Raw genomic sequence first — 18,681 nt, 5'->3', positions numbered from 1 at the left:
AGGGAGCCACCGATGATTCTGCTCCGTCGCCTGCTGGGTGACGTGCTGCGTCGGCAGCGCCAGCGCCAGGGCCGTACTCTGCGCGAAGTCTCCTCGTCCGCCCGAGTCTCGCTCGGCTATCTCTCCGAGGTGGAGCGGGGGCAGAAGGAGGCTTCCTCCGAGCTGCTTTCCGCGATCTGCGACGCGCTTGACGTACGGATGTCCGAGCTGATGCGTGAAGTGAGCGACGAACTGTCGCTCGCCGAGCTGGCTGAGTCTGCAACTGTCACGGAGCCGGTGCGTGCGCCGGTTCGCCCGATGCTCAATTCCGTCTCGGTGGCCGGTGTACCGCCGGACCGAGTCACGATCAAGGCTCCGGCCGAGGCGGTGGACGTCGTCGCGGCGTGATCGCCGTGATGGCGTCGCCGAGCGGCTGAGCGCCCTGCTTGCGGAAGGTCCCGACCGGGTATCCGGTCGGGACCTTCGGCGTTTTCCCGGGGGTGAAACGTCTTGCGCGGTGGGACGGACGTCCTGTGTAGAAGCTCCCGAAGGGGATAGAAGACCTCTTGATCGGCCATATTGGCGTACTTATGCCATGGTTGATGAGGATTTCTCTCGATCGTCGATGAGTTGGAGGAGACAGATGTACGTCGCCAAGAGCCCGCTGTCCGACGCGGATCAGAAGACGGTCTCGGAGGCGCTGCAGGGCGCGCTGGTGGACCTGGTCGACCTCTCCCTGGTGGCCAAGCAGGTCCACTGGAACGTGATCGGCCCGCGCTTCCGCTCCGTACATCTGCAGCTCGACGAGGTCGTGGACACCGCCAGGCAGCACTCCGACACGGTGGCGGAGCGCGCCTCGACGCTGGGTGTCTCGCCCGACGGGCGGGCGGCGACCGTCGCGCAGAGCACCGGCATCGGCAAGACCCCCGAGGGTTGGATCAAGGACTCGGACGCGATCGGCGTCCTCGTGGACGCGCTCGGCGCGGTGATCACGCGGTTCCGTGAGCGGATCGACGCGACCGGTGAGGCCGACCCGGTCAGCCAGGACATCTTCATCGGCATCACGGCCGACCTGGAGAAGCACCACTGGATGTTCCAGGCGGAGAACGGCTGAGCCGGCGCTTGTGCGGGGCGGTGCCTCGGTTTGGCGCTCCGTGCGCCGCGTAGTGCTTCCGTTGCCGGTGGTACGCCCTCCCGAGGGGTGAACCAGGGCGTTTAGCGTCGATCTCGCGTCGGCGGGAGGTGGCAGCCGTGATAGCCGTGAGCGTGACAGCCGTGGCGTGGCGGATCGTGCGCTGGGTGCCTGCCCTTGGTCTCGGGGCGCTGTGGTGGTGGGGAATGCTGAGGCTCGCCTTCACGTCCGACGCGGGGGCCCTGGAAGGGGCTGCCGCGATCGGGGGGTGGGGGCTGAGCCTCCTTCCCGTCCACTGTGTGCCGGAATCCCGGGCACTGGGGCCGGCGAGGGCCCGAGCGCGGGCGCGGGCCGCGCGGCGGTCGGGGCCGACCGGGGCGGCAAAGGCGCGGGTCACCAGGGCATGGCGACGCCGCCGTTGGGGCGGAAAATCTGGCCCGTCGTGAAGGAAGAGGCGTCGGAGGCCAGGTGCAGCACAGTGTGCGCGATCTCGTCCGGTTCGCCGACGCGGCCCAGGGGTGACATCCGCGCCATGATCCCCTCGGTGTGTGCCTGGGCCCGCGCGTCGTGGCGCTCGGTCATCGGGGTGCGGATCCAGCCCGGCGCGATGGCGTTGACCCGGATGCCGTGGGGGCCCATTTCTGTCGCCAGGGTCCTGGTGAGCTGGACGACGGCGGCTTTCGCCGCGCCGTAGCAGAGAAGACCGGGGGCGCCGGTGTCCACCGCCCCCGAGGCCATGGTGATGATGCTGCCGCCTGCGGGGCTCGCGGTGACCGCGGCTGGGTTCGCTTCCGGTGCCGGGTCCCGGTTCGTGTCGATCATGGCGCGGGCTGCCGCCTGACACGCGTACAGCACGCCCTTGAAGTTGATGTTCATGACCCGGTCGAGGTCCTCGTCGCGCGTCTCCAGGACCGGGCTGCTGTGCATGATTCCGGCGATGGCCGCCATGACGTCCAGTCGGCCGTGGGGCGCGGTGGCCGCGGCGGCCGCGACGGCTCGGTCGACCTGGTCTTTGTCGGTGACGTCCAGCGGGTGCGTATGGGCTTCGCCGCCGGCCTTCTTCTTGATGAGCGTCGCGGTCTGGTCGAGCCCATGGGTGTCGCGGTCGGCACAGTGGACAGTGGCGCCCGCCTCGGCCAGGAGCAGGGCCGACGCCCGGCCGATACCGCCGGCGGCACCGGTGACGAACGCGGTGCGTCCCGTGAGGTCGTACGCCTTGAGGGGCATGACGGGACGGTACGACCGGATCTGACGGTGCGTCAACTGGGTGGGCGGGGCGGGTGTGTGGGTGCGGGCGCGGGTGCCGGTGCGGGTGCGGGGGTCGGCTGTCGGGTCAGGGGGTCGGGCCCTGCTGGCAGGTCGGGCACCAGTAGGTGGGGCGGCTGCGCGTGCCGTCGCCCTGTTCCGCCACCCGGACCGGGGTGCCGCAGCGCAGGCAGGGTTGACGCGCGCGGCCGTACACGTACAGGCGGCGGCCGGGGCGGTCATGGCCCGTGGTGGTACGGGAGGGGCGGTGGCGGTTCGCCTCCAGGAGCTTCTTGGAGAGGACGGGGAGACGGGCCGTCAGGTCCTCGGATAGCTCGCCGACGGGGAGCCAGGGAGTGACTCCCAGGAGGAAGCAGAGCTCGCTCTTGTAGACGTTGCCGATGCCGGCGAGATTCCGCTGGTCCAAGAGGGCTTCACCGAGGGCGCGTTCCGGTGTGGCCCGCAGGTTGGTCAGCGCGCGTTCGGGGTCCCAGTCCGGGCCGAGGAGGTCGGGGCCCAGGTGGCCCACGGCCTTGTCCTCGTCGGCGGTGCGGAGCAGTTCGAGGACGGGCAGGCGGTATCCGACGGCGGTGCGCTCGGCGGTGCCGAGGATGGCCCGGATCTGGTGGCCCGGGCCGCCGCGCCAGGGCTCGCCGAGGGCGTAGATCCGCCAGGCGCCGTCCATGCGGAGGTGGGAGTGCAGGGTGAGCCCGCCCTCGATCCGCGTGAGCAGGTGCTTTCCCCTCGGGGTCACGTCCAGGACGGTGCGGCCGGTGAGGTCGACCGTCGCGAGTTTGGGCACGCGCAGATCGGAGCGGGTGAGGGCGTGCCCCGCGAGGGCGCTGTGCAGCCGCCGGGCTGCCTGGTGGACGGTGTCTCCTTCGGGCATGGCTCCAGGGTGGCACGGGGTGGGCGGTGCGGGGGTCTGGCTGCCCGGTTGCCTGGTGGGGCGGGGTGGGGATGTGCCAGGGCTGGCTGCTCGGCCGGGCGGGGTAGGGGTACGTCGCCTGGCTGCCCGGTTGACTGGGCAGGCGGGGTGGGGATGCGCAGGTCTGGCTGCCCCGCCGGGTGGGGGTACGCGGGCCTGGCTGCCCAGCCGGGCTGGGTAGGGGTGCGCAGGCCTTGCTGCTAGCCCGCATGGGCAGGCGGGGTGGGGATGTGCAGGTCTGGCTGCCCCGCCGGGCGGCGTAGGGGTACGCAGGCTTGGCTGCCCGGCCTCGCAGGGTGGGGGGACGCGGGCCTGGCTGCCCCACCGGGCGGGGTGGGGCGCGCCAGGCGACGCCCCGAGCAGCACGACCAAGCCCGGTGGAAGGCGCCGTCAGGCCCGCAGTCGTAGTCCCCGGGGTGTGGCCAGGAAGCCGGCTCCTTCCAGGAGGGGGGCGAAGGGGGAGGTCAGGGCGGCGGCGCCGTTGACCCGCTCCACGGTGACCGTGCCGAGGGAGCCCGCTCGGGCGGCAGCGGCCAGGGCGCCGGCGGCCGCGGGCAGCCGGGGGTCTTCCGCGGCCGGCTCCCCGGGGGCGGCGGGCCAGGCCAGCAGGGTCTTGCCGCCGCGCTCCATGTACAGCGTCAGTTCGCCGTCGACCAGGACGACGAGGGAGCCCGCCTTGCGGCCCGGCTTGTGGCTCGCGCCGGTCGGCGGCTCGGGCCAGGGCAGCGCCGCGCCGTACGCGTTGGCGGGGTCGGCGGCGGCGAGGACGACGGCGGCCTGCGCGTCGGAAGGGCGCGCGCCCTCCGTGCGCTCCCGGGAGTTCGCCGTGGCCCGCAGGCGGTCCACCGTGCCGTCCATCGCGAACTGGGCCGCGCCGAGCCCTTCCACGACGTAGCCCCGCCGGGCCTGGCCGCTGTCCTCGAAGGCCGACAGGACGCGGTACGTCGCCGAGAAGCCGCCCTCCACGCCCTCGGCCGCCACCGCGCCCCGCGTGACCACGCCGTGCCGGTCCAGGAGCGAGCGGGCCAGGGCATGCGCGCGCAGCGTCGGGTCGGGCTCGCGCGGCGGGAGCAGCGACCAGCGGCCCGCCACGGTCGGCGGGCCGGTACGGGAGGCGGTGCGCGCGGCGGCGGTCAGCGTGCCGTAGCGCCCGCGCGGGATGCCTCGTCTGGCCCGGTGGGCGGTGGCGCCCGCGGTGCGGCCCGAGCCCAGGAGCGAGCGCATCGGGGCGAGCGTGTCGTTGGTGAGCCGCCCCGACCAGGCCAGGTCCCAGAGGGCGTCGGCCAGTTGCGGGTCGGAGGACTCGGGGTGGGTGGTGGCGCGGACCTGGTCGGCGATCTGCCGGAAGAAGAGGCCGTACCCCCCGGAGAGGGTGTCCAGGACGGACTGGTGCAGCGCGGTGAGTTCCAGGGGGTGCGGGGGAGGCAGGAGCAGGGGCGCGGTGTCGGCGAGGTAGAGGGAGACCCAGCCGTCCTTTCCGGGCAGGGACCCGGCGCCGGCCCAGACCACTTCCCCGGCCGCGGTCAGTTCGTCGAGCATGGCCGGGGTGTAGCCGGAGACGCGTGCGGGCAGGACGAGCTTTTCGAGCGCGGACGCCGGGACCGTGGCCCCCTGCAACTGCTCGATGGCCCGCGCGAGGCCGTCGACGCCGCGCAGGCCGTGGCCGTTCAAGTGCTGCCACTGCGGAAGGAACTGGGCGAGTGCCGAGGGAGGCACCGGCTCCAGCTCATGGCGCAGGGCCGCCAGGGAGCGGCGGCGCAGTCGGCGCAGGACCGCGGCGTCACACCACTCCTGGCCGATGCCCGCGGGGTGGAACTCTCCCTGGACGACCCGGCCGTTCGCCGCGAGGCGTTGCAGCGCGCCGTCGGTGACCGCCGCTCCGAGACCGAAGCGCGCGGCGGCCGTGGCGGACGTGAACGGGCCGTGTGTGCGCGCGAAGCGGGCCAGGAGGTCGCCGAGGGGGTCCTTGACCGGCTCGGTGAACGCCTCGGGTACGCCCACGGGCAGGGCGGTGCCGAGGGCGTCGCGCAGGCGGCCCGCGTCCTCGATCGCCGCCCAGTGGTCGGCCCCGGCGATCCGTACGCGGATGGCGCGGCGCGCTGACGCCAGCTCGGCGGCCCACTCGGGCTCCGCACCGCGCTCGGCCAGCTCGGCCTCCGTGAGCGGCCCGAGCAGCCGCAGCAGGTCGGCCACGCCTTCGCGGTCCTTGACCCGGCGGTCCTCCGTGCGCCATTGCAGCTCTTGCTCCAGCTCGGCCAGGACGTCCGCGTCGAGCAGCTCGCGCAACTCGGCCTGGCCCAGCAGTTCGGCGAGCAGGTGGGAGTCCAGGGAGAGGGCCGCCGCGCGCCGTTCGGCCAGCGGGGAGTCACCCTCGTACAGGAACTGGGCGACGTACCCGAAAAGGAGGGAGCGGGCGAAGGGGGAGGGCTCGGGGGTCGTGACCTCGACGAGGCGCACGCTGCGGGACTCGATGTCACCCATCAGCTCGGTGAGGCCCGGCACATCGAAGACGTCCTGGAGGCATTCCCTGACGGCCTCCAGGACGATGGGGAACGAACCGAACTCGCTCGCCACTTCGAGCAGTTGCGCGGCCCGCTGACGCTGCTGCCACAACGGGGTGCGCTTGCCGGGGCTGCGGCGCGGCAGCAGCAGGGCGCGGGCGGCGCACTCCCGGAAGCGGGAGGCGAACAGGGCCGAGCCGCCCACCTGGTCGGTGACGATCTGGTTGACCTCGCCCTTGTCGAAGGCGACGTCACCGGCCCCGATGGGCGCCTTCTCCGCGTCGTACTCGACGGCGGGCTCGGCGGGGTCCTGGTCGAGCAGGTCCAGGCCCATCAGGTCGGCGTCCGGCAGGCGCAGCACGATGCCGTCGTCGGCGTGCATGACCTGCGCGTCCATGCCGTACCGCTCGGTCAGGCGCGCGCCCAGGGCGAGCGCCCACGGGGCGTGCACCTGGGCCCCGAAGGGGGAGTGCACGACGACCCGCCAGTCACCCAGCTCGTCGCGGAACCGCTCGACCACGATCGTGCGGTCGTCCGGGATGTGCCCGCAGGCCTCGCGCTGCTCCGCGAGGTACGTCAACACGTTGTCGGCGGCCCAGGAGTCGAGGCCCGCCGCGAGCAGCCGCTCGCGCGCGGCCTCCGGTGACAGGGCGCCGACCTCCCTGAGGAAGGCGCCGAGCGCACGGCCCAGTTCGAGCGGGCGGCCCAGCTGGTCGCCCTTCCAGAAGGGCAGGCGGCCCGGGACGCCGGGGGCGGGGGAGACGAGCACACGGTCACGGGTGATGTCCTCGATGCGCCAGGAGCTGGTGCCGAGCGTGAAGACGTCACCGATCCGCGACTCGTAGACCATCTCCTCGTCCAGCTCGCCGACGCGGCCGCCGCCCTTCTTGGGGTCGGCGCCGGCGAGGAAGACCCCGAAGAGGCCGCGGTCGGGGATCGTGCCTCCGGAGGTGACCGCCAGCCGCTGGGCGCCAGGCCGTCCGGTGACCGTGCCCGCCACGCGGTCCCAGACCACGCGGGGACGCAGCTCGGCGAAGGCGTCGGAGGGATAGCGGCCCGCGAGCATGTCCAGGACGGCCGTGAACGCGGACTCCGGGAGCGAGGCGAAGGAGGCGGCCCTGCGGACCACCGTGAGAAGGTCGTCGACCTGCCAGGTGTCGAGCGCGACCATCGCCACCAGCTGCTGCGCGAGCACATCCAGCGGGTTGGCCGGAACGCGCAGCGACTCGATGGCACCGGTCCGCATCCGCTCCGTGACCACGGCGGCCTGGACGAGGTCTCCCCGGTACTTCGGGAAGACGACGCCGGTCGAGACCGCGCCCACCTGATGGCCCGCGCGGCCCACGCGCTGCAACCCGGAGGCGACGGACGGCGGCGACTCGACCTGCACGACCAGGTCGACCGCTCCCATGTCGATGCCCAGCTCCAGGCTGGACGTGGCGACCACGGCCGGCAGCCTGCCCGCCTTCAGGTCCTCCTCGACCTGCGCGCGCTGCTCCTTGGAGACCGAGCCGTGGTGGGCGCGGGCCAGGATCGGCGGGGCGCCCTTGGCGGCGCCGGACTCGGCCATCAGCTCGGCGGGCGAGTGGTCCTCGGGGAGGGCCTCACCGGTCGCCCGCTCGTACGCGATCTCGTTGAGGCGGTTGCACAGGCGCTCCGCCAGGCGGCGGGAGTTGGCGAAGACGATCGTCGAGCGGTGTGCCTGGACCAGGTCAGTGATGCGCTCCTCGACGTGCGGCCAGATGGAGGGGCGCTCGGCCGCCGCACCCGTGCCGTCCCCGGAGTCGGCGACCGGGGAGCCGCCCAGCTCCCCCAGGTCCTCGACGGGGACGACCACCGAGAGGTCGAACTTCTTGCCGGACGGCGGCTGGACGATCTCCACCTTGCGCTTGGGGGAGAGATAGCGCGCCACCTCGTCCACCGGCCGCACGGTCGCCGACAGGCCGATGCGGCGCGCGGGCTTGGGCAGCAGCTCGTCGAGCCGCTCCAGGGACAGCGCGAGATGGGCGCCGCGCTTGGTGCCCGCGACGGCGTGCACCTCGTCGAGGATCACCGTCTCGATGCCGGTGAGCGCCTCCCTGGTGGCCGAGGTGAGCATCAGGAAGAGCGACTCGGGGGTCGTGATCAGGATGTCCGGCGGGCGGGTGGACAGGGCGCGCCGCTCGGCGGCGGGGGTGTCGCCCGAACGGATGCCCACGCGCACCTCGGGCTCGGGCATGCCCAGGCGCACGGCCTCCTGACGGATGCCGGTGAGCGGGCTGCGCAGATTGCGCTCCACGTCGACGGCGAGGGCCTTCAGCGGTGAGACGTACAGCACCCGACAGCGCTTCTTCGGGTCCGCCGGCGGCGGGGTCGAGGCGAGCTGGTCGAGTGCGGCCAGGAACGCGGCCAGCGTCTTGCCGGAACCGGTCGGCGCGACGACCAGCACGTCGGAACCCTCGGCGATCGCCCGCCAGGCGCCGGCCTGGGCGGAGGTGGGCGCGGAAAAGGCCCCCGTGAACCAGCCGCGGGTCGCGGGGGAGAACTCGTCGAGGGCGCCGTGGGCACCGGACGCGGAGCTGACCATGCCCCCATCGTGCACCCCGCCACTGACAACGGCGTCGACCTGCGCAAACGGTGTCGCGGGCGGGTTGCGGAATGGATCCGGAGGGGGTGGCACCGGGGAGTGCTCACGCGGCGATCACGGGGGTCCCGCATCCCGACACGGTGCGCAAGTCGCCCCTCAGCCGATGGACCGCCCGTGGGCCCGCAGTGTGCGCAGCGCCTCGATGGTCACGATCGGCCGGGATTCCAGGGCCGTGGTCGGCGCCCACTGCCGCCATCGGACGGGCCAGCCGCCGTCCTCCTGCTGTTCCCGCGCCAGAAAGTCCAGCGAGCGCTCCATCTCGGCGTCGGTGAACCAGGCGCGGGCGAGCGACTCGGGGACCCTCGCGAAGTCGTGCGCGAAGTGGTGCTCGCCGGGCGCGTACCCCGGCGACACGGGGTACGCGGCCAGGTCGTCGGGGTCCAGCGCGGCCAGCCGCTGCTCGCGCACGAGGCGGCCGAGGCGGTCGGCGGCGGCCTCGGCGCGCGGACGGTCGGGTGCGCCGTCGAGGAAGGCGACGGCTGCCTGCACCTCGTACGGGTGTGACTTCTCCAGCGATTCGACGGCGGCCCAGCAGAAGTCGGTGGCCCGGAAGAGCCAGGCGTGCCACACCTCGTTGCGGTGCAGCAACCCGACCACGGGACCGGTGGAGAGCAGCTCGCCGGGAGGATCGTCCACGACAGGCGCGAACGGCGCCGAAGGGTAGCCGCGCTGGCTGGGATGGATCGCGGGAAGAGCACCCTCCGACGTCGAAAGGGACGTCAGGCAGCGGCAGACGCGCTCCACCCGCTGCCCGCCGCAGCGCCGGATCGAGTCCAGGACCCGGAGCGCGTGTCCGGTGTGCAGCGGCTGGCTCACGGGGCCGCGCAGATCGGGTTCGAGTCCGTACCCGTACCCCCCGTCCTCGGTGGCGTACGCGGCGAGGGCACTCTCCACGGCGTCCGCGGCCCGGTCGCCGCCATCGCGGAAGTGGTACGTGAACCGCCGCTGCTCCAGGACACGCGCGGTGAGCCAGACGAAGTGCTCGGCGCGGGCGAGCGGCGAGGAGGCCGCCGCGGGGGAGGGCCCGGTGTCGGGGGAGGTCCCTGTGCCGAGGGACGGCACGCGGTCAAGGGAGGGCACGGGGTCGGGGGATGCTCCGGTTTCGGCCATGTCCCGACCGTAGGGCGGAACGCACCCTCGCCGAGCCCCCTGCGCGGGGCTGCACTCTCAGGGGCGCGATACTGGAGGCATGCGGTTGACGGTCTTCTGGCAGCGGATGGCGGCCCACTTCGGAGCGGGGTACGCCGACTCCTTCGCGCGCGATCACGTGATGGCGGAACTGGGCGGCCGGACGGTCCATGAGGCGCTGGACGCCGGCTGGGAGGCCAAGGACGTCTGGCGTGCGGTCTGCGCGGCCATGGACGTACCGCCCGAAAAACGCTGACCCCAGGCGGCTCACCGAAGCGCCGGCCACGGAGGGCACGGCTGCCGCCGGGTGGCGCCACGCGCGCGTGAGCACTCCTCGGGGGGTGCGCGGGCCGTCACAAGACACGGGGGCGGCGACCGATTGGCGCCGGAGTGGGCGAGACTGGCCCCGTGGCACCCACAGACGAGACCGCGCAGGTCACCCAGGACACCGCCCCGCCCGGCACGAGGCCGCCCGCTCAGCCCCCCTCCGGGGCACAGGCGGGGAGCGGCGCCCGCATGCCGCGGTGGCTGCCGCGCGCCATGGTGCTCGCCCTCGCCCTCATCGCATGCTTCCAGCTGGGCAGTTGGGCCTTCCACCAGCTGACCGGACTGCTGATCAACGTTCTGATCGCGTTCTTCCTGGCGCTGGCCGTCGAGCCGGCGGTGAGCTGGATGGCCGCGCGGGGCCTGCGCAGGGGCTTCGCCACGTTCATCGTCTTCATGAGCGTCGTGATCGCGGGCGCGGGCTTCGTGACGCTGATGGGCTCGATGCTCGCGGGCCAGATCGTGGACATGGTCGAGGACTTCCCCGACTACCTGGACAAGGTCATCAGCTGGATCAACCAGACGTTCCACACCGAACTGTCGCGCGTCGAGGTGCAGGACAGCCTGGTCCACTCCGACTGGCTGCAGAAGTACGTCCAGAACAGCGCCAGCGGCGTCCTGGACGTCTCCGCGCAGGTTCTCGGCGGCCTCTTCCAGCTCCTGACGATCCTGCTGTTCTCGTTCTACTTCGCGGCCGACGGACCGCGGCTGCGGCGCGCCCTGTGCTCGGTGCTGCCGCCGGCCAAGCAGGCCGAAGTGCTGCGCGCCTGGGAGATCGCGGTCGACAAGACGGGCGGCTACCTCTACTCCCGCGGCCTGATGGCCCTGATCTCCGGGATCGCCCACTACATCCTGCTCCAGGCGCTCGACGTCCCCTACGCGCCCGTGCTCGCCGTGTGGGTGGGCCTGGTCTCCCAGTTCATCCCCACGATCGGCACGTATCTGGCGGGCGCCCTGCCGATGCTGATCTCCTTCACGGTCGAACCCTGGTACGCGCTCTGGGTGCTGATCTTCGTGGTGATCTACCAGCAGTTCGAGAACTACGTGCTCCAGCCCAAACTCACCGCCAAGAGCGTGGACATCCACCCCGCGGTCGCCTTCGGCTCGGTCATCGCGGGGACGGCGCTCCTCGGCGCGGTCGGCGCGCTCATCGCCATCCCCGCCGTCGCGACCCTGCAGGCCTTCCTGGGGGCGTACGTGAAGAGGTACGACGTCACGGACGACCCCAGGGTGCACGGTCACCGGCGCCGGGTCGGGCCACCCCTCCTCGCGCGCGTGCGGCGCGCCTTGCGCGGGCCGAACGACCCTGGGGCGGCGGCGGAGTCCGAGACCCGTCCGGAACCGGGCGGGCGACCGTAGGCCCCGCGGCTTGCGCGGGGCCTCGAAGGAGCCCCCGGTGACGGGAGGAACCACTGCTCACAGGGGCAGCAGGCGGACCTCGGCATCGTCGAGGCGGGCTGCGGGGAACGTGGCCCCCCAGTAGTGATGTCGGCCGTAGACCGTCTGCCCCTCCCGCGGGCAGCGGACCTGCTCCGGCCGCCACGAGTGCGACCACACGCCGTAGGCCGGCCTGGACGGTCAGCGGCTCACGTCCCAGCAGCAGCTGGCGGCTGAGGGTGGCCCGGTTGAGTTCGTCCCCGGTGATCACCACAGCGCTGGATTCTGCCCGGCGCACCTCGCCCGGGCCAGGGATTGGGCTGCCTCGCGGCCCCGCACGAGTGCACCCGCCGCCGCGGCCGCCGGGGGCGGCGAGCCCCGCTTGACACTGAAATCGAACATCCATTCTCATGGGGTGTCCGGCGGCGATTTTCCGGGGGTGTGAGGGGGATCCCTGGCACGCTCCGGAGGATTTCGGTGAGGGATGGCCTCGAGTTATCCACAGGCTGGACGGGCGTCGAGGCGGATTGTCAGTGGCAGGCGTTAGCGTCTTTGACGTGAAGCGATCGACACAAGCAAATCGGGTGGAACCCATGGCAGGAACCGACCGCGAGAAGGCGCTCGACGCCGCGCTCGCACAGATTGAACGGCAATTCGGCAAGGGCGCAGTGATGCGCATGGGCGAGCGGCCGAACGAGCCCATCGAGGTCATCCCCACGGGATCGACCGCGCTCGACGTCGCGCTCGGCGTCGGCGGCATCCCGCGCGGCCGTGTGGTGGAGGTGTACGGACCGGAGTCCTCCGGTAAGACGACCCTCACGCTGCACGCGGTGGCGAACGCGCAGAAGGCCGGCGGCTCGGTGGCGTTCATCGACGCGGAGCACGCCCTCGACCCCGAGTACGCGAAGAAGCTCGGCGTCGACATCGACAACCTCATCCTGTCCCAGCCGGACAACGGCGAGCAGGCTCTCGAGATCGTCGACATGCTGGTCCGCTCCGGCGCCCTCGACCTCATCGTCATCGACTCCGTCGCCGCGCTGGTGCCGCGCGCGGAGATCGAGGGCGAGATGGGCGACTCGCACGTGGGTCTGCAGGCCCGTCTGATGAGCCAGGCGCTCCGGAAGATCACCAGCGCGCTCAACCAGTCCAAGACCACCGCGATCTTCATCAACCAGCTCCGCGAGAAGATCGGCGTGATGTTCGGCTCCCCGGAGACCACGACCGGTGGCCGGGCGCTGAAGTTCTACGCCTCGGTGCGCATGGACATCCGCCGTATCGAGACCCTGAAGGACGGCACGGACGCGGTGGGCAACCGCACCCGCGTCAAGGTCGTCAAGAACAAGGTCGCGCCGCCCTTCAAGCAGGCCGAGTTCGACATCCTCTACGGCCAGGGCATCAGCCGTGAGGGCGGTCTGATCGACATGGGTGTGGAGCACGGCTTCGTCCGCAAGGCCGGCGCCTGGTACACGTACGAGGGCGACCAGCTCGGCCAGGGCAAGGAGAACGCCCGCAACTTCCTGAAGGACAACCCCGACCTCGCCAACGAGATCGAGAAGAAGATCAAGGAGAAGCTGGGCGTCGGCGTGCGGCCCGAGGCCCCGGCCGTCGAGCCGGGCGTGGACGCGGCGGCTGTGACCCCGGTCGAGGACGCCGCCAAGACGGTGCCCGGGCCGGCGGCCAAGGCCACCAAGTCCAAGGCCGCGACAGCCAAGAGCTAGCCCGTGACGCGACGAACCGGCTGGGCGGACCACACCGCCCCCGAAAGCCGCCCCGGCGCGGCGGGGCGGGGCCACGGGGACGGTGCGGAGCAGGACGGCGCCGGGCGGGGCGCCGACCGTGACTTCCATGAGGGGGACGGCACCGGCTTCTGGGGCGGTGACGCTCACCAGGAGGACGGCACCGGCCGGCGCGGCGGGCGGCGTCGACGCCGTGGCGGCTTCGGTGACCACCAGGACAGCGGCTCCCCTTCCTCGTCGAGGGCCGAGAAGGGGGAGCCGCCCACGGGGGACCCGGCCGAGCGGGCGCGGGCGATCTGTCTGCGCCTGCTCACCGGTACCGCTCGCACCCGCAAGCAGCTCGCCGACGCGCTGCGCAAGCGGGAGATCCCCGACGACGTGGCGGAAGAAGTCCTCTCCCGCTTCGAAGAGGTCGGTCTGATCGACGACAGCGCCTTCGCGGACGCCTGGGTGGAGTCCCGGCACCACGGCCGGGGCCTGGCCCGCCGCGCGCTCGCCAGGGAGCTGCGCACCAAGGGCGTGGAATCCACGCTGATCGACGAGGCCGTGGGACAGCTCGACGCGGAGCAGGAGGAGGCGACCGCGCGCGAGCTCGTCGCCCGCAAGCTTCGTTCCACGCGCGGCCTCGACCGGGACAAGCGGCTGCGTCGCCTTGCGGGCATGCTCGCCCGCAAGGGCTACGGCGAGGGCATGGCGCTCAGAGTGGTCCGGCAGGCCCTGGAGGAAGAGGGCGAGGACACGGAGGACTTGGGGCACGAGACGTTCTGAGCGGGCCGCTCCCACGGGGGTGGGGCGGCAACCGGAACGGTCCACGTACCCCGACCAGCGCTCCGTGGGGTGGGGTTAACCCCCCTGCGGAGACGCCGGGCCACCGCAGTGCACACGAACCTGTGCACAGGCGACTGTGTACGCATGGCACAGGCACCCGGCACCACTGACACGGCGCAGGCCCCCGACACGGCCCCCGACGCGGACTCCGGCTCGGCCACGGACACGGCCTCCGACCGGGTTCCGATGGCTCCCGCCCCGGCCCGGGTCCCGGCGTCTGCCCCGGTCCCGGCCTCCGCCCCGGCCTCGTCGCCCGTCCCGGGGCGGCCCCCGCCCCCGGAAGAACTGTCCGACCTCCGCGTGCTCAAGGCGCTCGCACAGCCGCGGCGGCAGCAGATGCTGCACCACCTCACCGTGCACGGCCCGGCCACCTCGGCGACGCTCGCCAGGGCCCTCGGCCTCAACACCGGCGCCACCAGCTACCACCTGCGCGAGCTGGCACGCTACGGCTTCGTCGAGGAGACACCCGGCTCCGGGCACGGACGCGAGCGCTGGTGGCGGGCTCTCCCCGGCGACCGCCGCTTTCCGCCGCGCAGTCGGCAGAGCGGCGAGACGCGGCACGTCATGGACGAACTCAACCGCCACTCGTACGCCGCCGACCTCGACCTCTTCGAGCAGGCGCAGCGGGACGCGGACACCGAACGGGGCGAGTGGGCCGACGCGTTCCCCTACGCGCGCGGCACGATCCGGCTGACCTTCCCCGAACTCCGCGAGTTCTTCGAGGAGTACATCGCGCTGCTCAACCGCTACAAGCGGCCCGACGCCGACACCCCAGACCGCGCCCGCACGGTGCTCACCCGCTTCCTGGCCTTCCCCGCACCCGCGCCCGCACCTGCGCCAGCCGCAGCGGCCGTGCCCGCCGCCTCCCGCGACAACCGAAGAGAGACCGAACCCTCATGATGCTGCGCTACGCCTTGCAGACCGTCAGAGACCGCAAAGGCGGATTTCTGGGCGCCTTTCTCGCGCTGATGTGCGCGGCCGCACTGATCACGGCCTGCGGCACCCTTCTGGAGACCGGCCTGCGCGGCACCATCAAGACCGAGCGCTACGCCGCCGCCCCCGTGCTCGTCTCCGCCGATCAGAACGTCCACCGGACCACGGTCAAGCACAAGAAGGGCAAGACGAAGGTCAAGCACAAGGCGAAACCCCTCGCGGAACGGGCGTGGCTGCCGGCCGCCGCCATCGGGGACAGGATCGAGACGACCCCGGGAGTCAAAAGGGTCGTACCCGAACTGACCTTCCTCGCGCAGCCGTTGGCGCCCGCTGCGGCGAGAGGCGGTGACAGACCCGCGTACGGGCACGCCTGGAGTTCCGCCGCGCTCACCCCCTTCCGTCTCGTCGCGGGCGGCGCCCCGCGGGCGGCCGGTGACCTCGTCATCGACCGTGCTCTCGCCGACCGCGCGGGGCTGACGCCCGGCGACCGGCTCACTGTCCAGTCGACGCGAAGCCCCCGCAGCTACCGCGTGACGGGCATCGCCGCCCCCAAGGACGGCGCCCTCGCCCACCAGACCTCGCTCTTCTTCTCCTCCGCGGAGGCGGAGCGGCTCGCGGCGCACCCCGGCAAGGTCACCGCGTTCGGTGTCGTCCCGGCCAAGGGCACCGACGCCGCCGATCTCAAGGAGTCCCTCCGGCACGCTCTGGACGGCACGACCGCGCGGGTCAGCACGGGCGACGACCGCGGCCCCGTCGAGTTCCTGGACGCGGCCGGAGCCCGCGTCAAGCTCGTCAGCATGGGCGGTGCCATGGGCGGCACGTCCCTGCTGGTCGCCGTCCTCGTGGTCGTCGGCACCTTCGCCCTCTCCGTCCAGCAGCGCCACCGCGAACTCGCCCTGCTGCGTGCCGTCGCCGCGACACCGAAGCAGATCCGCAGGCTTCTCGGGCGCGAGGCGCTTCTCATCGGAGCCGTGGCGGGCGTCATCGGATCGCTCGCCGGGCTTCCGCTCGGCGGCTGGCTGTACCTCCGGTTCGTGGAGACGGGAACCGTGCTAGCCACCCTCGAACACACCGTCAGCGTCCTGCCGCCCTTCGCCGCCATCGGCGCGACCCTGCTCGGCGCCTGGGCCGCCGCCCGCGTCGCCGGGCGCCGGATCGTCCGCATCCGGCCCGCCGAAGCCCTCGCCGAGGCCCGCACCGAGCCGGCACGGCCGGCCTGGAGCAGGATCATCGCCGGTCTGCTCCTGCTCGTCGGCGGCACCGTCCTGGTCGTCGTGCTGAGCATGCTGCGCACCGAGGCCGCCTCGACTCCCGTGACCTTCCTGGCCGTCGTCGTCTTCGCCTGCGCCATCGCGCTCCTCGGCCCGCTCGCCGTCCGGGCGGCCGCCGCCCTGCTGCGCGGTCCCCTCCGGCTGACGGGCCCCGCGGGCAAGCTCGCGCACGCCAACCTGCGCGGCAACGCGGCCCGGCTGGCCGCCGCCGTCACCCCGCTCGCCCTCCTCACCGGCATGACCTGCACCGTCCTCTTCATCCAGCCCACCCTGGACACCGCGGCCGGCGCCGAGGCCCGCGAGGGCACCCGCGCGAACTGGGTGCTCGCCGCGCAGGGACCGGGCATCCCGGCGCAGGCCGCGCGGGAACTTCGTAGGACCGAAGGCGTCGAGGCCGTCACCGAGGTCGTCCGCACCACCGTGCGCGTGGGGCTCGACAAGTACCCGGCGCAGGGCGTCACGCCCGAAGGCCTCCGGAGGATTTGGGATCCCGACGTCACCGCCGGCTCCCTGAAGGGCTTCGGCGAGGACAGCGCCGCCGTCAGCGAACTGGCCGCCGACCGCCTGGGACTGAAGCCGGGCAGCAGGCTCAAGTTCACGCTCGGAGACGGCACGAAGGCCGAACTGACCGTCCGCGCCGTGTACGCCCGCGGGCTCGGGTTCGGCGATCTGACCATGGCGCACGATCTGGCCGCCCGCCACGTCGACAACCCGCTCGCCATCACGGCCCTCGTCAAGAGCGACCGTACGCGGGAACAACTCGCGGGAGCCGTGCGGAAGTTCCCGGGGATCGACGTGCTGGACCCGGCTGCCGCCGACAGCCTTCGGGCGGAGCGCCGGCAGGCCAACGCCGACGTGAACCTGATCGCCATGGGTCTCGTCCTGGCCTTCACCGCCATCGCGGTCGTCAACACCCTGGCGATGTCGGTGTCCGAGCGCGTCCGCGAGTTCGCGATGCTCCGGCTCGCGGGCGCCACGCGCCGCCAGGTGCTGCGGATGCTGCGCACGGAGGCGCTGGCGGTGCTGCTCATCGGCACGGCCCTCGGCAGCGGGGTGGCCCTCGCCGTCCTGGCCGCGTTCAGCGTGGGCATGACGGGCAGTGCGGCGCCGACGGTCACGCCGCTGGTGTACCTGTCTGTGATCGCGGTCGCCGGGCTGCTCGCCCTGGTGGCGACCGCGCTGCCCGGCCGCGCCGCCATGCGGCCGCTCCCGGTCACGGTGGCGACGGCCAAGGAGTAGCGCGCCCAGGCAGTACGCAGGGGTGGGCGCATCCGGCCGGCGACGGCCCGGTGCGCCCACTCGTCGCGTTCACGGTGTGACCGGGAGACCCGACGCTCGCCACGCCTGGAAGCCGCCGATCAGATCGGTCGCGTGCCGCAGCCCCAGCTGCCGCAACGATGCCGCCGCGAGGCTCGACGCGTACCCCTCGTTGCAGATCACGACGGCTCGCAGGTCGTGGCCGGTGGCCTCCGGAGCGCGGTGGGAGCCCTGAGGGTCGAGGCGCCACTCCAGTTCGTTGCGTTCGACGACCAGTGCCCCGGGAATCAGCCCGTCCCGTTCCCGCAGGGCCGCGTACCTGATGTCGACGAGCAGGCCACCGGCCTCGGAGAGCGCGTACGCCTCCTGGGGGGTGACCCGGTCGAGGTCGCGCCGTACGCGCTCCAGCAACGCGTCGATGCCGAGCGGTTGTTCGCTCACTGCCAGTCCTCCGGGCGCTCCACGGACTCCAGGCGGAGCACTTCGCCGGTGCGGCTGTAGCGGCGGATCCGGGGCAGGGGCGGGTAGTACGCGTGCACGGAGATGGCGTGCTCGGTGGTCGACTCGTTGAGCACCTCGTGTACGTGGTTGCGGCCGAAGGCACGGCCCTGACCGCGCGCCAGTTCTCGTTCCCGGTCGACGTCCTCGGAGAGCTCCAGGGTCTTCCAGCCGTCGGTGGGCAGACGTACGGCCAGGGAGTTCTCCTTGAGCGTGCCAGCGGCGGTGAGGAACGCGCCGACCGACTCCGCGTGATCGTGCCAGCCGGTGCCGCTGCCCGGCGGCCAGCCGATCAGCCAGGCCTCGCTGCCGCCCGGCCCCGCGAGGCGCACCCAGGTGCGGCCCTCGGGATCCAGCGGCAGGGAGGCGATGAGCCGGGCGTCGGCCGCGCTGCGGCGCACGAAGTCGAGGAGTTCGGCGGCGGTGGGAGCCGTCGGGCGCGCGGGCGTGCGCGAGGGAGTGATGGCGGAAACAGACACGGGTACCGTCCAGGAAGTTCGCTGAAGAGCGCGCGAGCAGGCCGCGGGAAGGCGCTCAGCGCGCGGATGACAGACGCGGCATCAGCAGGACGGGAGACACACGCAGCCCGCGTAGCGGACGAGGTCCATGTGGACCCTCCGCCACAGGCGCACATCGGTGTCGGTCACGATCCGGAGTAGACCATGGAGGTGGGAGGCGGTCAACTGCTGCTCAGCATGCGGTCGCCGGGGTCCCGGCGATCGGTCACCGCCCCACCCGCAACCACACTGGGCGCCTCGCCCGAACGACGCTGGCCGCCTCGCCCACAGCGACGCCGGCCGCCCGCCCGCGACGAAGCCGGGTGCCTCGCCCGCAACCACACCGGCCGCCCGCCCGCAACGACGCCAGGCGCCTCGCCCGCAACGACGCCGGCCGCCCCGCCCGCAACGACGCCGGCCG

The 18,681-nt window shown here is 72.8% G+C and carries 16 protein-coding genes; 9 read left to right on the top strand and 7 right to left on the bottom strand.

The features are described from left to right. The first annotated feature begins 12 nt into the window (after positions 1 to 12). From ABZ385_RS19620 to ABZ385_RS19610, 3 genes are all read left to right on the top strand, one after another. A complete protein-coding gene (locus ABZ385_RS19620) occupies positions 13 to 387 on the top strand; it encodes a helix-turn-helix transcriptional regulator (RefSeq protein ID WP_358581988.1) in 375 nt (124 codons plus the stop codon). Positions 388 to 622: 235 nt separating this feature from the next. Continuing rightward, positions 623 to 1,093, top strand: a complete 471-nt coding sequence (locus tag ABZ385_RS19615) for a DNA starvation/stationary phase protection protein (protein ID WP_358581991.1) — start codon at positions 623 to 625, stop codon at positions 1,091 to 1,093. A gap of 224 nt (positions 1,094 to 1,317) precedes the next feature. Then, entirely contained in the window at positions 1,318 to 1,557 is a 240-nt protein-coding gene (locus ABZ385_RS19610) for a hypothetical protein (RefSeq protein ID WP_358582061.1), read from the top strand. Here the strand turns inward: ABZ385_RS19610 and ABZ385_RS19605 are convergent. From ABZ385_RS19605 to ABZ385_RS19590, 4 genes are all read right to left on the bottom strand, one after another. Then, entirely contained in the window at positions 1,505 to 2,338 is an 834-nt protein-coding gene (locus ABZ385_RS19605; RefSeq protein ID WP_358581994.1) for an SDR family oxidoreductase, read from the bottom strand. The genes ABZ385_RS19610 and ABZ385_RS19605 overlap by 53 nt on opposite strands. A gap of 106 nt (positions 2,339 to 2,444) precedes the next feature. Continuing rightward, positions 2,445 to 3,245, bottom strand: a complete 801-nt coding sequence (locus tag ABZ385_RS19600; RefSeq protein WP_358912397.1) for a DNA-formamidopyrimidine glycosylase family protein — start codon at positions 3,243 to 3,245, stop codon at positions 2,445 to 2,447. A gap of 429 nt (positions 3,246 to 3,674) precedes the next feature. Next, entirely contained in the window at positions 3,675 to 8,351 is a 4,677-nt protein-coding gene (locus tag ABZ385_RS19595; protein WP_358912395.1) for an ATP-dependent helicase, read from the bottom strand. Positions 8,352 to 8,507: 156 nt separating this feature from the next. Beyond that, complete coding sequence (locus ABZ385_RS19590; protein ID WP_358582003.1) at positions 8,508 to 9,521, bottom strand: hypothetical protein; 1,014 nt, start codon at positions 9,519 to 9,521, stop codon at positions 8,508 to 8,510. 79 nt (positions 9,522 to 9,600) lie between these two features. Between ABZ385_RS19590 and ABZ385_RS19585 the strand changes: the two genes are divergently transcribed. The 6 genes from ABZ385_RS19585 (at position 9,601) to ABZ385_RS19560 (ending at position 17,247) form a co-directional block, all read left to right on the top strand. Then, a complete protein-coding gene (locus tag ABZ385_RS19585) occupies positions 9,601 to 9,795 on the top strand; it encodes a DUF3046 domain-containing protein (RefSeq protein WP_358582006.1) in 195 nt (64 codons plus the stop codon). A 152-nt stretch (positions 9,796 to 9,947) separates the two neighbouring features. Then, the gene (locus tag ABZ385_RS19580; protein ID WP_358582008.1) at positions 9,948 to 11,222 is read left to right on the top strand and encodes an AI-2E family transporter; all 1,275 of its coding nucleotides are present in this window, start codon (positions 9,948 to 9,950) and stop codon (positions 11,220 to 11,222) included. 611 nt (positions 11,223 to 11,833) lie between these two features. Further along, complete coding sequence (gene recA / locus ABZ385_RS19575) at positions 11,834 to 12,958, top strand: recombinase RecA (protein WP_358582010.1); 1,125 nt, start codon at positions 11,834 to 11,836, stop codon at positions 12,956 to 12,958. Positions 12,959 to 12,961: 3 nt separating this feature from the next. After that, on the top strand, positions 12,962 to 13,744 hold the full coding sequence (recX, locus tag ABZ385_RS19570) for a recombination regulator RecX (RefSeq protein WP_358582012.1): 783 nt from the start codon (positions 12,962 to 12,964) through the stop codon (positions 13,742 to 13,744). A 144-nt stretch (positions 13,745 to 13,888) separates the two neighbouring features. After that, positions 13,889 to 14,704, top strand: a complete 816-nt coding sequence (locus ABZ385_RS19565) for a helix-turn-helix domain-containing protein (protein ID WP_358582014.1) — start codon at positions 13,889 to 13,891, stop codon at positions 14,702 to 14,704. Beyond that, a complete protein-coding gene (locus ABZ385_RS19560) occupies positions 14,701 to 17,247 on the top strand; it encodes an FtsX-like permease family protein (protein ID WP_358912393.1) in 2,547 nt (848 codons plus the stop codon). Before ABZ385_RS19565 ends, ABZ385_RS19560 begins: the two co-directional genes overlap by 4 nt. 69 nt (positions 17,248 to 17,316) lie before the next feature. Here ABZ385_RS19560 and ABZ385_RS19555 read toward each other — a convergent pair whose 3' ends face one another. The 3 genes from ABZ385_RS19555 to ABZ385_RS19545 all read right to left on the bottom strand — a co-directional run bounded on the left by ABZ385_RS19555 (position 17,317) and on the right by ABZ385_RS19545 (position 18,395). Then, entirely contained in the window at positions 17,317 to 17,712 is a 396-nt protein-coding gene (locus ABZ385_RS19555; RefSeq protein ID WP_358582064.1) for a rhodanese-like domain-containing protein, read from the bottom strand. Continuing rightward, on the bottom strand, positions 17,703 to 18,242 hold the full coding sequence (locus ABZ385_RS19550) for a cysteine dioxygenase (protein WP_358582018.1): 540 nt from the start codon (positions 18,240 to 18,242) through the stop codon (positions 17,703 to 17,705). The genes ABZ385_RS19555 and ABZ385_RS19550 overlap by 10 nt, the downstream gene beginning before the upstream one ends. A gap of 81 nt (positions 18,243 to 18,323) precedes the next feature. Next, the gene (locus ABZ385_RS19545; RefSeq protein WP_358701433.1) at positions 18,324 to 18,395 is read right to left on the bottom strand and encodes a putative leader peptide; all 72 of its coding nucleotides are present in this window, start codon (positions 18,393 to 18,395) and stop codon (positions 18,324 to 18,326) included. Between the last annotated feature and the right edge of the window lie 286 nt (positions 18,396 to 18,681).

The organism is Streptomyces sp. NPDC005898, from assembly GCF_040629635.1.
GTDB lineage: Bacteria > Actinomycetota > Actinomycetes > Streptomycetales > Streptomycetaceae > Streptomyces.
The sequence above is the reverse complement of the archived record's forward strand: the minus strand, read 5'-3'. Positions and strand labels throughout refer to the sequence as shown.